Here is a 13,966-nt window from a genome sequence, read left to right on the forward strand (position 1 = left end):
TTCTAGATGAAAAATGCGTAAAAAATAAAGAAAATAGATAGAAATACAGATGAAGTAAAAATGGTAACAACCCATTTTAACGGAGATTGAGCAATGGCAGCGGCATTTGCACCCATGGCAAAGAAAGAAACTATAGCAACAGGTATAAAGTAAGCTGAATTTTGAAGCTCAAATAAATAATATAAGGCAACGGAAGCTAATGCTGTACCAAATGTTATAGTAAACATCATAATAGAAAATCTGTAAAATTCCATTCTTTCCCAAAAATGATTATCGTTGTATCTTTGAAGTAAGTTCATAATATTAATTTTGATTAATTTTGTTTACCAAACTTCTTAGTTTTAAAGCCAATTTTTTATGATATAAATCATAAAGCCAAAATCTATGATTGAAGAAAACTTACTTATTAAATACCAAGCTAAACTTGTTGAATTCCAAAAAGGTGATTGTTTATTCAAAAAAAATGCAATTCCAAGGTTTTATTATCAGATTCAACAAGGTGAAGTCAAATTATATAATTGTAGCTCAGATGGTAAAGAATTTATTCAATCTATTTATTCTGACAATAGAGGAATAGGAGAGGCAGCTATACTGGGTAGTTTTAATTATTTAGCAGATGGAAAAATAACTAAAGATAGTAGAATATGGCTACTGACAAAAAGTAATTTTTTAAAGCTTATTAAAGAGAATAACAATGAGTTTTTAAATGTATCTAAAACTATTGCTGAACAGTTATATTATATTTCTATGATGGCTTATGAAAATTCAACAGAAAACTCTGAACATAGAATTTTGACTTTATTAAACTATCTCAAAAAAGAAATCTATCAATTAAAAGAACCTTTTGAATATAAAGTAGATTTAAGCAGGAAAGAAATAGGTGAACTTACGGGTCTTAGAGTAGAAACAGTTATTCGAAGCATTAAAAAACTAGAGAAGAACAAAAAATTAAAGTTAATAAATCACAAAGTATATATTTAAAAGTAAGTACATTTGTAATCAATCTTAAAACCTCTATATCATGAAAAAACATACATTAAAATTAGTTTCTATCTTATCCTTATTAATTTTCCTAAACTCTTGTAAAGTCAATCCATTTACTGGAAAAAGCACTTTAAATATGTATCAGTCTAGCGATCAGATTTTTCCTATGGCATTTAGGGAATATGAAACATTTTTATCTGAACATGAAGTAATAAAAGGGACTAAAGAAAGTCAAATGATAAGTACTGTCGGAGCAAAAATAGCTCAAGCAGCAGAAAAATGGTTAACTGCCAACGGATATGAAGGATATTTAAAAGATTACCAATGGGAATATAACTTAGTAAATGAAGAAACAGTCAATGCTTGGTGTATGCCTGGAGGTAAAATCGTCTTTTATACTGGCATACTCCCAATTACACAAACAGAGACCGGTGTGGCAGTCGTTATGGGACACGAAGTAGCACATGCTTTAGCTGACCATGGAGCACAAAGAATGAGTGCTGGTGTATTACAACAAGCAGTTGCTGTGGCTGGAAATGTAGCTTTAAGTGAAAAAGAAGTTGAACGTCAAAAGTTTAATGCTGTTTACGGTATTGGCACAACTTTAGGTGTAATGTTGCCATTTAGCAGAAGCCATGAGTCTGAAGCCGATAAAATAGGACTAGATATAATGGCAATAGCAGGATATAACCCTGATGAAGCAGCTGAGTTGTGGAAACGCATGAAAGCTAAAAACGGCAGTACAACACCCGAGTTTTTAAGCACACATCCTTCAAATGATACTCGAATTGCTAATCTCACTAAATGGGCACCAGCTGCCAAAGCTGAAGCTAAGAAATTTGGAGTTACTTCATTTAAATAATTTTTATTTATCGTATATATTTTCAGCTTGTTTTCAAAAATGCGATTCTCAGCATTTTGAGCGTGAGAATTATAACAACAAAAAATGAGAGTAAATATCAAATACCATACATACGTTCTAATCTGATAATCAGCATAACTTGAACGATAATTAATATTATGTTAAGTAAAGAATTAAGTAATAAGGGGAAACATAAAAGAATCCCCTACTTAAGTTGTTATTTAAGTTTACTCATTACATCTTTATATTTAGCATCATCTCCATTTCTATAATATAATTCTTTAAGTACTAGTAATATATTTTTATCAGAGGGATCAATATCATTACACTTTTCTATATAAGGTAATCCTTTTAACATTGTATTATCAGCGTTAGTTTTAGCAATGTCATATTTTTTAAAATCTTTTATGTTATTAGCTTCTTTAAGCATATCACCACCTTTATTATAATACATAACACCTAAATTGTAAAGAGCATCATAAAAATCTGGTTTGATATTAATGGCTTCTAAATAAGCATTTTCAGCCTTTTCAAAGTCATTTAATTCATCGTAACTACTACCTAATGCAAAAAACAATTGATGATTATTGGGGTCTTCTTCTACAGCTAATGTTAATAGTTTTTCAGCTTTAACAAAATCATTTTGTCCTAAATAATAATTTAATTCAGCAATAATTAAATTAACATCTGATTCGAAAAATTCTCGTCCATATTTGATTACTTCTAAAGCCCCTTCACTATCTTTTTCTTCTAGTAAAATATTAGCCATATAAGAGTATATCTGTGGGTCTTGATAGTTAATATCTATGAGCTTTTGTAAAAATTCCTTAGATGTATTATTATTTCCTTCAGCTGATGATACATAGAATAAATTTAACCAAATACTCTCTTTAGTAACATTACTCCTTTCAAGGTTGTTTTTTTCATCTAAAGGAAATAAATCAAAAATTTTGTTAAACATTTTTTTGGAAGATGAATAATCTTTAGAATTATACAAGTTTATTCCAGAATTAAACAATCCAACTCCCGCTTTTGCAATATTTCCACTTAGTTCGTCCTTATCAAACCATTTTTTTGCTTTTGGGTGCTGATACACAGCAATCCAACTTTCAGCACATTTCATAATGGCCATTGGATCCATAGCTTTATAATCAGCATTCGAGTAAATTTCATAATAGATTTTTCCTCGATAATTATGCATTTTAACATCATCAGCCGTACTAGAATTGGCAGCAGCCATTTCTATGTATTCTACGGCTTCTTCTATTTTCTTCTTTTCTAAAGCTTTGTAAGCATTTTGAACATTACTTTTTTGAGCATAAGCACTAATACTAGAAAAAAGAATTAGTGAACAAACAATAATCTTAGATACTTTCATTTATTTAATTTTTAATTCTGTTACTTTTCCGAATTTCTGTAGTTTATCTTTCAAAGCATATTTATTACCAACAACGACAACAATATGGTCATCCATTTTTAAGTATTTATTTGCTATTGATTTAACATCTGCTACAGTCATATCATTTAACATTTCTTTTTGCTTTTTAGTATAATTGCCATCAAGACCATATCGCTGTATTCGAGCTAAGAATCTTGACTTCTGAAATGCTGTTTCATACTTTAAGGCATCAGAATTAGCAATTGAGTTCTTTGTAAACGCTAATTCTTCTTCATTTATTCCTTCAGTTATATAGTTTTCGAATTCTTTATAGATTTCGGTAAGGGCACTATCTGTCGCTTCAGAACGTACAGACGTACTTATACTAAACATACCGTCAGTATCATTTCCATCAAAGCCTGAACGAATACCGTAGGTATATCCTTTATCTTCTCTTAAATTAAGGTTTAAACGACTACTAAAAGCTCCTCCTAGGGGAAAATTCATAACTCCAGCTTTGTAATAATCGCCATCGACATCATACTTTAAACCTTTATGGGCAAGTGTAATAATAGATTGAGGACCAGGTTTATGAATTAAATAAATGGTTTTACCATTAATTTCTTCAATTGGTAAGTTCTTATTAATGACAACATCACTACCCTCCCATTTATTCAAAAATTGTAATCTTGGTAACATTTCTTCTTTAGTTACATCACCAACTACAACAACACTAGCAAGTCTTGAATTGTATTGCTTTTTATAAAATTCTTTTACTTCAGAAAGTTTGATTTTCTCAACTCCTTTGACAGATGGCATAGTACCTCTGATAGAATTACCATACATCAATTCTGCCACAGCTTGTCTAGCCATATTTTGAGCTGACTTCTTACTGTTATTGATAGACTCTTTAAATTGTTTATTAATTCGTTTATAGTCTTCCTCATTAAAGGCTGGGTTAAATAGTTTTTCTTCAAGAAGTGATATCGTTTCGTCTATTTTACCAACAAGACTTGAAACAAAAATCGAAGATGTTCTATCTCCTGAGCTGAAAGAAATTGAACTACCCAAGTTATCAAGTTTGGCACTCATCTCTTCTGTTGTAAAGTTTTCCGTACTTTCATTAAGAAGCATAGCAGTTAGTTGCGACAATCCAGCTTTTTTAGGATTATCAATAAGTAAATCTCCACCTTCTAGTGTAATCAAAATATTCACTTTGGGAACTTCATTATTTTCTGCACCAATTACTGGGATACTATTTTTGTTTTCGCCAGCTAATTGATTAACATTAAACTCGTAATATACAGGTACAGAAACCGCTTTAGCAGCTGGTGCCGTAGGTCTTACAGAACGATCAAATGTATCAGTAGGCTTAGTATAAGTTAGACCATCATACTGAGGGTCTTTTTTATATGGAACGTTAGCAAAAGGATTTATACTTTGAACGGAGTCTTCAGAAAATGGAGGTAATGGAAAGTAATCTATACCTACTGAATTTTTATTCATTATGTACTTTCTATAGACTTTCTTAACATCTTCAATCGTAACTGCTTCGTACCTTTCAATTTCTTTACTAAAATTGTGTGGTTCATCTAATAAATAGGCCCATGAAGTCAATTGAGAGGCTTTGCCTCTGACACTAGAAAGACCATCAATAATATCAGACCTCATTGTCGATTTAAAGCGTTCTAATGCCTCTTCAGTAATATATTCTTCAAAGTTATTAATTAGAGTATTGATTTTTTCTTCAGTTTCAGCAAATGTATAATCTGGATAAGAAATAACTTGAATTAAAAATTCTCCTGATAATTCAGAACATGGATGACTAACAGAGGCTTGTACAGCTCTTTCTGTTTTAACAAATTCTTTATAAAATAAAGAGTTGTTCCCCCCTCCCATCATATCAGCTAAAGCGTCTAAAGCAGGTTCGTCTTTGTGAAAATTTGGTATAGTTGGATACACAAAAGCAGCCATTGGAAAATATATTCTATCGGCAAATTTTCTATACTTATTTTGAGGTAAATTTACTCTAGGCAATCTTAAATCTCTTACTTCTTGACCTCTTGGAATTGAACCAAAGTATTTTTTTGATAGTTCTAAAACATTTTCTGTCTTAACATCTCCTGCAACTACTAAATAGGCGTTGTTTGGTCCATACCAACGCATAAAAAAGTCTTTAAGGTCATCAACAGTAACTCTATCTAAATCATCAACATATCCTATAGTAGGCCATGAATAAGGATGTCCTTCTGGATATAATGTTTGATCTTTGATTTCCCAAAACATGCCGTATGGTACATTGACCTGATTCTGCATTTTTTCATTTTTTACAGCATCCCTTTGATTCTCAAATTTCTTTACAGTTACTGCATCTAAAAGAAAGCCCATTCTATCGGCTTCTAACCATAAAGCTGTTTCAAGTTGATTACTAGGGACTGTTTCAAAATAGTTAGTTCTGTCTCTGTTGGTAGTACCATTCATAGTACCTCCACTTTCAGAAATTATTTTAAAATGCTCGTCATCACCCACATTGTCAGAACCTTGAAACATCATATGCTCAAAGAAGTGTGCAAAGCCTGTAATACCTATTTGTTCTCTATTAGAACCAACATGATAGGTCACTTCTACGTGTACCATAGGGTCAGAATCATCTTCATGTACTATTATTGTGAGCCCATTATCTAATTCCCATACTTCGTAAGCTATATCGTAATCGTTTGCGGGAGTAATTTTGTTTATCAATGTTTGTGGATACATCACAGATGAAGTGAATAACAAACAAAATAGCAATAAAAATTTTTTCATTTTTTTTAATTTTTGAGCTGTAAATTTAAAACAAAAAACGGCACTAAGTGCCGTTTAATTGTGTGATATAATAAATTTAAAGAATTATATTTTTAATTTATTCTTCAGAAGTTGAACTTTCAGTGTTGTCTATTGAATCTGTTTGACTATCATTCAATTCACTTTCTTCTTCATTACTTACTGCTGGTACTTTTGCAACGGCAGCAATAGAATCCTTTTCTCTGAGTTTGATAATTCGAACACCTTGAGTAGCTCTACCCATTTGACGCAAGTCAGCAACTGAAATCCTAATAGTAATTCCTGATTTATTAACAATCATAAGATCGTTTTCATCAGTTACATTTTTCAATGCAATAAGGTTACCTGTCTTGTCAGTTACGTTGATAGTCTTTACTCCTTTCCCTCCTCTGTTGGTAATTCTATAATCTTCAATACTTGAACGTTTACCGTATCCATTTTCAGAAACCACCAATACATCAGATTCAAAATCGTTGACACAAATCATTCCAACCACTTCGTCCTTATCATTAGCTAAAGTGACACCTCTTACTCCAGAAGCAGTTCTTCCCATTGGTCTTACTTTCTCTTCTTCAAATCGAATAGCTTTACCAGATTTAACTGCTAACATAATTTGAGAGTTACCAGTTGTTAATTTTGCTTCCAATAACTGATCTCCATCTCTAACAGTAATGGCATTGATACCATTTTGTCGAGGTCTAGAATACGATTCTAAAGAAGTCTTTTTAATTACTCCTTTTTTAGTGCACATAACAACACAATGACTATTAACATAGTCTTCATCTTTTAAGTCTTTGGTATTTATAAATGCCATCACCTTGTCATCAGATGGAATATTTATCATATTCTGAATAGCTCTTCCTTTAGTAGCTTTAGCTCCTTCAGGGATTTCAAATACTCTTAACCAGAAACATCTACCTTTTTCTGTAAAGAAAAGCATATAATCGTGGTTGTTTGCCACAAACATATCTTCTAAGAAATCAGCATCTCTAGTGGAAGCTCCTTTAGAACCAACCCCTCCTCTATTTTGAGATTTGTATTCAGTAAGTTTAGTTCTTTTAATATAACCTAGATGTGAAATTGTAATAACAACTTCTTCATCTGGAATCATATCTTCAATTCTGAAATCACCACCACCATATTCAATGGTAGAGCGTCTATCATCACCATATTTTTCTTTTACTTCATTCAATTCTGTTTTGATGATATCCATTCTAACATCTTCATTTTCTAAGATGTTTTTCAAAAAGGCAATGGTTTTCATCAATTCATCGTATTCTTCTTTGAGTTTATCTCTTTCAAGACCGGTTAATTTTTGAAGTCTTAAATCGAGAATAGCTCTAGCTTGAATTTCTGATAAATTAAAACTCGTCATCAATCCATTTCTAGCATCTTCAGGGGTTCTAGAATCCCTAATCATTTTGATAATAGCGTCTAAATTGTCTAAAGCTATTAATAAGCCTTCAAGAACGTGAGCTCTTTTCTCTGCTTGTTCAAGTTCGTATTGTGTTCTTCTTACTACAACTTCATGCCTATGATCTACAAAATGACCTATAATTTGCTTAAGGTTTAACTGTTCAGGACGTCCATTAACTAGAGCAATATTATTGACACTAAACGAAGATTGTAATTGTGTGTATTTGAATAACTTATTTAATACAATATTAGGAATGGCATCTCTTTTGAGTTCATAAACAATTCGCATACCATTTCTATCGGATTCGTCTCGTATATCGTGAATGCCATCAAGTTTTTTATCGTTGATTAAGTCTGCTGTTTTCTTAATCATTTCAGCTTTATTAACCATGTAAGGAATTTCGGAAACAATAATTGCTTCTCTGTTTCCTACTTCTTCAAAAGATGTTTTGGCACGCATCACTACTTTTCCTCGTCCAGTTTCAAAGGCATCTCTAACACCTTCATAGCCATATATAATACCACCTGTTGGAAAATCAGGAGCCTTAATATGTTCCATCAGACCTTGTGTGTCAATATCTCTGTTGTCGATGTATGCAATGGTAGCGTCAACGACCTCTGAAAGGTTGTGAGGTGCCATATTGGTAGCCATACCAACTGCAATACCAGAAGTACCATTACATAGTAAATTAGGAATCCTAGCAGGTAATACAACAGGTTCTTTTATGGTATCATCAAAATTAAGTTGATAATCAACCGTATCTTTATCAATATCAGAGAGTAACTCTTCAGCAGTTTTTCTCAAACGTGCTTCAGTATAACGCATAGCAGCAGGACTATCACCGTCAATAGAGCCAAAGTTTCCTTGTCCATCTACTAACATATAACGTAATGACCATTCTTGAGCCATTCTTACCATAGTATCATAAACAGAAGTGTCTCCATGTGGGTGAAATTTACCGAGAACTTCACCGACAATACGAGCTGATTTTTTATACGCTTTTGTAGAGGTTACACCCAATTCGTGCATACCAAACAACACCCTTCGATGAACAGGTTTTAGACCATCTCTTACGTCAGGCAAGGCTCTTGAAACAATTACAGACATCGAATAATCGATGTACTTTGACTTCATTTCTTCTTCTATGTTAATTGGAATGATTTTCTCTCCGTCAGCCATAAAAATTAAATTTTATTGTTTATATTTAATTGACGAATTTAACTAATCACACTTTGCATAGCCTTAAAAAAAATCAATAATTATCAACACTTTGAATGTTGATAAATCAAAGGTTGATTTATTGTCAAATTCTCAATCTAATTATTAATTTGTGCATGTTAAGCAAACCCTTTAAAAGATATGGATTCTAAATTTTCACCACGACTAAATGATGTTCTTAGCTTTAGCCGAGAAGAAGCTCTTCGACTAGGTCATAATGCTATAGGTCCTGAACACTTTTTACTTGGAATTTTGAGAGAAGGTCAAGGTTCTGCTGTGATTATTCTCAAAGCTTTAGATGTAGATTTAACAGCTCTTAGGAAGGTTGTTGAGAGTTCAATTGTCAACAATGAAAAAAGTGAGTATTCAAATTCAAGTAATTTAGAGTTGAAAAAACAAGCAGCTAGAGCTGTTAAATTAGCACATTTAGAGTTAATGATATTTAAAAGTGTCGAAATTAAAACCATACACTTACTTCTATCTATGCTTAAAGACGAGGATAGTATCGTAACCTTATCTCTAAATCAGTTTAATGTGGATTATGAAACGGTAAAAAATGAGTTTGCTTCAATGATAGATATAAATGGAGAAGAATCTGATGATGACACTTCAGACTTTAGTTCTAGCCCACGTGCCGAATTAGGTGGCTCTGAACCAGATGACGAAGAGCTTTTTTCCAATAAACCAAAACAATCAAGAGGAAATACTAAGTCCTCTACACCTGTTTTAGATAATTTTGGTAGAGACTTAACAAAAATGGCATCCGATGATAAACTCGATCCCATTGTTGGTAGAGAAAAGGAAATTGAACGAGTTTCTCAAATTTTAAGTCGTAGAAAAAAGAATAATCCTATTCTTATTGGAGAGCCTGGTGTCGGTAAGTCGGCAATTGCTGAAGGTTTAGCTCTTAGAATAGTACAACGCAAAGTGTCTCGTGTTCTGTTTAACAAAAGAATAATTTCTTTGGATTTGGCTGCATTAGTAGCTGGTACTAAATATAGAGGTCAATTTGAGGAACGTATGAAAGCTATTCTAAACGAATTAGAAACAAATAGCGATATCATACTCTTTATTGATGAAATACATACTATTGTTGGTGCTGGTGGAGCCTCAGGTTCATTGGACGCTTCTAATATGTTCAAGCCAGCATTAGCTCGAGGAGAACTGCAATGTATAGGAGCTACTACCTTAGACGAATACAGACAAAACATAGAAAAAGACGGCGCATTAGAAAGACGTTTTCAAAAAGTTTTAGTTGAACCAACCTCTATTGATGAAACACTCCAAATTCTTCATAACATAAAAGAAAGATATGAAGAGCATCATAATGTTTCTTATACTGAAGAAGCCCTCGAATCTTGTGTTGCACTTACTAACCGATATATGAGTGACAGACACCTTCCAGACAAAGCAATCGATGCATTAGACGAAGCAGGCTCAAGAGTTCATATCAACAACATCAATGTTCCTGAAAACATCTTAAAACTTGAAAAAGAGTTAGATGCTATCAAATCTCAAAAAGGTAATGTCATCAAAAAACAACGTTTTGAAGAGGCTGCCAAGTTAAGAGATGAAGAAAGAAAAATTGAAAATAATCTTAAACAGGCTAAACTTGTTTGGGAAGAAGAGTTAAAAAATCAAAGAGAAACGGTTACTGAGGATAATGTTGCAGAAGTCGTAGCTATGATGACAGGAGTTCCTGTACAAAGAATTGCAGAACAAGAGAGTAAAAAGCTTGTTCAGATGGAAAAGGAGCTTCAAAAACGCGTTATCGGACAAGATGAAGCTATCAGCAAAATAGTCAAAGCTATAAGAAGAAATAGAGTTGGTTTGAAAGATCCTGAAAAACCAATTGGCTCATTCATATTCTTAGGTCCTACTGGTGTTGGAAAAACCCAGTTAGCTAAAGAGTTATCCAAAATTATGTTTGATACCAATGATTCACTTATTAGAATTGATATGAGTGAATATATGGAAAAATTTGCTGTCACTCGTCTAGTGGGTTCACCTCCAGGATATGTTGGCTACGAAGAAGGCGGTCAGCTTACTGAAAAAGTAAGAAGAAAGCCCTACTCTATTATATTATTAGATGAAGTAGAAAAAGCACATCCTGATGTATTCAATTTATTACTTCAAGTATTAGACGATGGTTATATGACTGATAGTTTAGGAAGAAAAATAAACTTCAAGAATACTATTATCATAATGACTTCTAACATAGGTTCTCGTCAGCTCAAAGATTTTGGTCAAGGTGTTGGATTTTCAACAACTGCTAGAAAAGAATCATATCAATCAGACGCTAAAGGCGTTATTGCTAAAGCGCTTAAAAAAGCATTTGCCCCTGAGTTCTTAAATCGTATTGATGACGTAGTCATGTTTAATTCATTAAGCAGTGAGCATATTCATGAAATTATTGATATTGAACTAAAAATGCTGTTTGAAAGAATTACACAACTTGGATATTCTTTGAGTCTAGATAAAAAGGCTAAAGATTTTATTGCAGATAAAGGTTATGATTCTCAATTTGGTGCTAGACCACTAAAAAGAGCAATACAAAAGTATTTAGAAGATGTTATTGCCGAGGAAATTGTTAATGCTAACCTTGCAGAAGGTGATGACATAAAAATTAGCCTAGATGAAGAAAAAGGTGAGTTAAAGGTTAAAATTAATAAGCCCAAGAAAGAGAAACCTCAAAAACCTAAAGAAGAGGAATAAACCTAAACTAAAAAAAGCTCCTTTTGGAGCTTTTTTTATGTGTAATTATTTAAACTTTACTTTAGAAAATTCTCTAGTACCTCTTCGCTAACACCTGTATTTGAAAACCCTCCGTCATGGAACAAGTTCTGCATAGTTACAGACTGTGTTAAATCAGAAAATAAAGAAACACAGTATTTAGCACAATCGTCTGCAGAAGCATTTCCAAGTGGTGATATTTGCTCTGCATATTTGAAGAAACCATCAAAGCCTTTTACCCCACTTCCAGCAGTAGTAATAGTAGGTGATTGAGAAATCGTATTTACTCTTACTTTATTTCTTTTACCAAAATGATAACCAAAACTTCTTGCAATACTTTCTAGAAAAGATTTATTGTCAGCCATATCGTTATAATCTGGAAAAGTACGTTGTGCTGCAATGTAAGAAAGAGCTAAAATAGAGCCATAATCGTTCATAGCTTCTAATTTCCATGCCGATTGCATGACTTTATGAAAAGACATAGCAGAAACATCTAAGCCTTTAACAGTGAAATCATAATTTTGGTCAGTATAGTGCCTTCCTTTTCTTACATTAACAGACATACCTATTGAATGTAATATAAAGTCAATCTTACCACCTAATATTTCCATTGATTTAGTAATAAGGTTGTCAATATCCTCTACAGATGTTGCATCTGCAGGAATGATGGTAGAATTTGTTTTTTCTGCTAATTCGTTAATTGTACCCATTCGCATTGCAATAGGGGCGTTTGTTAATACAAATTCGGCACCTTGTTCTTTACAATGTTCTGCTACTTTCCAAGCTATAGATTTGCTATCTAAAGCACCAAAAATTATACCTCTTTTTCCTTTTAATAAATTATTTGACATTTTATAAATTGGTTTGTTGGTTACAAATATAAACGAATTATCAAGTATTTAATAAATCTCGTGCGTTACTCAATGAAGAATCCGTAATCGTTTTACCACTAAGCATTTTTGCTAATTCAACGATTCGCTCTTCTGGTAATAATTCTTTAATATTAGTTTGTGCTTTTTCTGATGTTTCCAATTTAGATACTAGTAACTGAACGCTACCTTTAGCGGCAACTTGTGGAAGATGCGTTATGCTAATAACTTGCATAGATTTAGACATTTGACTCATAAGATCTGCCATTTTATGAGCTATTTCTCCAGAAACACCAGAGTCAATTTCATCAAAAATTACACTGGGTAAACTCGTTTTTTGAGCAAGAATATATTTAAAACATAACATCAATCTAGATAGCTCTCCTCCAGAAGCAATACTAGAGATTTGCTTAGGCTCTATACCCTTGTTTGATGTAAAACAAAATGTAAAATCTTCATATCCCTTAGCATTAAGTTTATCATAAGAGTTAGTTGAAATTTTTACTCTAGCATTCGGCATACCTAAATTGGTAAGTAAGCCTTGTAATTCCTTTTGAATATTTGGTAAAATTGATAATCTATTTTTACTCAATAATTGAGCAGTTTTAGATACCATTTTAAAAGTCTTGTCGCATTCATTTCTTAGGGACTCTATGGTCTTGTCCATAGAATGAAACTGCTCTAAATCTTTTGATAGATTGGAGTGGATTTCTAATAAATCTTCAATAGTATTTGCATTATGTTTTTGAAGCAACTTGTTGATTATGCTAAATCGTTCTTGAAGAAATAACAATTGTTTTGCATCAAAGTCAATATTGTAATTAGAAGCTAAATGTTCAAGGTCAGAAACACAATCTTTAAACTCAATCCAAATACTATTAAACCTTGAATTCAAAATATCAATCTTTGAGTCGTTTTTTCGAATACTGTCTAGAGTAACTACTATGTTTGACAACAAGGAGCTAACTGAAAATTCATTGTTCTCTGAAATCATCATAATTTGATTCAGTTTTTGTTGAATTTCTTCAAAATTTTCAAGTTTATTAACTTCTTCTTCTATTGAGTTATCCTCAAGACTTAATTTAGCTTCTTCTAGTTCATCGAATAAAAACTGTTTATAATCTAACTCTCTTGAAAAATGATTTTCATTTTCAATCATTTCATCTAGCTCTTTTTGTTTAGAAAGAAAAGACTGGTACTCAGTTTTAAACTGTGACAGTATATCTTGATGATTACAATAAGCATCAACCAATTTTAGTTGATAATCTTGAGAATTTAATAGAAGTGTTTGATGTTGAGAATGAATATCTATTAGAAAAGAACCCAGTTCTTTTAATAGATTGAGACTTACAGGGGTATCATTCACAAAAGCTCTACTTCTACCCGTAGGCGTTATTTCCCTTCTTATTAGAGTTGGATTTGTGAAGTCTAAGTCATTGTTCTCAAAAAAGGACTCTAAATTATAGTTTGCAATATTAAATTCACCTTCAACTATACATTTCTTGTCAATATCGGCAATGGCTTTAAAATCAGCCCTTTCACCTAATATGAGACATAGTGCGGAAATTAAAATAGACTTACCTGCACCTGTTTCACCAGTAATTGCCGTAAAACCTTTTTTTAAATCGATGGATAATTCATCAATAAGCGCATAGTTATTAATGGATAAACGATTTAGCATG

General features: G+C 32.3%; 9 protein-coding genes. 3 read left to right on the forward strand and 6 right to left on the reverse strand.

The features are described from left to right. Window positions 1–2 precede the first annotated feature (2 nt). Window positions 3–299 carry a hypothetical protein gene (locus ISP71_00075; GenBank protein MBL6662474.1) on the reverse strand — a complete coding sequence of 99 codons (297 nt, stop codon included), beginning with the start codon at window positions 297–299 and terminating at the stop codon, window positions 3–5. 85 nt (window positions 300–384) lie between these two features. On the opposite strand from ISP71_00075, the gene ISP71_00080 reads away from it, so the two are divergent. Both ISP71_00080 and ISP71_00085 read left to right on the forward strand, forming a co-directional pair. Beyond that, a complete protein-coding gene (locus ISP71_00080; protein ID MBL6662475.1) occupies window positions 385–981 on the forward strand; it encodes a Crp/Fnr family transcriptional regulator in 597 nt (198 codons plus the stop codon). Between the two features lie 40 nt (window positions 982–1,021). Next, on the forward strand, window positions 1,022–1,846 hold the full coding sequence (locus tag ISP71_00085; GenBank protein MBL6662476.1) for a M48 family metallopeptidase: 825 nt from the start codon (window positions 1,022–1,024) through the stop codon (window positions 1,844–1,846). Between the two features lie 217 nt (window positions 1,847–2,063). Here the strand turns inward: ISP71_00085 and ISP71_00090 are convergent, their stop codons facing one another. The 3 genes from ISP71_00090 to gyrA form a co-directional block, all read right to left on the reverse strand. Further along, complete coding sequence (locus ISP71_00090) at window positions 2,064–3,224, reverse strand: tetratricopeptide repeat protein (protein ID MBL6662477.1); 1,161 nt, start codon at window positions 3,222–3,224, stop codon at window positions 2,064–2,066. Beyond that, complete coding sequence (locus ISP71_00095; protein ID MBL6662478.1) at window positions 3,225–6,029, reverse strand: insulinase family protein; 2,805 nt, start codon at window positions 6,027–6,029, stop codon at window positions 3,225–3,227. Between the two features lie 97 nt (window positions 6,030–6,126). Next, window positions 6,127–8,643, reverse strand: coding sequence for a DNA gyrase subunit A (gene gyrA / locus ISP71_00100; GenBank protein ID MBL6662479.1), 2,517 nt, complete (start codon window positions 8,641–8,643; stop codon window positions 6,127–6,129). A 180-nt stretch (window positions 8,644–8,823) separates the two neighbouring features. Here gyrA and ISP71_00105 point away from each other — a divergent pair, with 180 nt between their 5' ends. Further along, complete coding sequence (locus tag ISP71_00105) at window positions 8,824–11,397, forward strand: ATP-dependent Clp protease ATP-binding subunit (GenBank protein ID MBL6662480.1); 2,574 nt, start codon at window positions 8,824–8,826, stop codon at window positions 11,395–11,397. A gap of 56 nt (window positions 11,398–11,453) precedes the next feature. Here the strand turns inward: ISP71_00105 and ISP71_00110 are convergent, their stop codons facing one another. Together ISP71_00110 and recN are read right to left on the reverse strand one after the other, a co-directional pair. Further along, window positions 11,454–12,266, reverse strand: coding sequence for an SDR family oxidoreductase (locus ISP71_00110; protein ID MBL6662481.1), 813 nt, complete (start codon window positions 12,264–12,266; stop codon window positions 11,454–11,456). 40 nt (window positions 12,267–12,306) lie between these two features. Next, a complete protein-coding gene (gene recN, locus ISP71_00115) occupies window positions 12,307–13,965 on the reverse strand; it encodes a DNA repair protein RecN (GenBank protein ID MBL6662482.1) in 1,659 nt (552 codons plus the stop codon). Between the last annotated feature and the right edge of the window lies 1 nt (window position 13,966).

The sequence above is a fragment of the Flavobacteriales bacterium genome, from assembly GCA_016779995.1.
In the GTDB taxonomy this organism is placed as follows: Bacteria; Bacteroidota; Bacteroidia; order Flavobacteriales; family UBA7312; genus UBA8444.

Coding starts and splice junctions, on each gene's coding strand:
- ISP71_00080 (MBL6662475.1), top strand. CDS start 385: ATGATTGAAGAAAACTTACTTATTAAATACCAAGCTAAACTTGTTGAA.
- ISP71_00105 (MBL6662480.1), top strand. CDS start 8,824: ATGGATTCTAAATTTTCACCACGACTAAATGATGTTCTTAGCTTTAGC.
- ISP71_00110 (MBL6662481.1), bottom strand. CDS start 12,266: ATGTCAAATAATTTATTAAAAGGAAAAAGAGGTATAATTTTTGGTGCT.
- ISP71_00095 (MBL6662478.1), bottom strand. CDS start 6,029: ATGAAAAAATTTTTATTGCTATTTTGTTTGTTATTCACTTCATCTGTG.
- gyrA (MBL6662479.1), bottom strand. CDS start 8,643: ATGGCTGACGGAGAGAAAATCATTCCAATTAACATAGAAGAAGAAATG.
- recN (MBL6662482.1), bottom strand. CDS start 13,965: ATGCTAAATCGTTTATCCATTAATAACTATGCGCTTATTGATGAATTA.
- ISP71_00085 (MBL6662476.1), top strand. CDS start 1,022: ATGAAAAAACATACATTAAAATTAGTTTCTATCTTATCCTTATTAATT.
- ISP71_00090 (MBL6662477.1), bottom strand. CDS start 3,224: ATGAAAGTATCTAAGATTATTGTTTGTTCACTAATTCTTTTTTCTAGT.
- ISP71_00075 (MBL6662474.1), bottom strand. CDS start 299: ATGAACTTACTTCAAAGATACAACGATAATCATTTTTGGGAAAGAATG.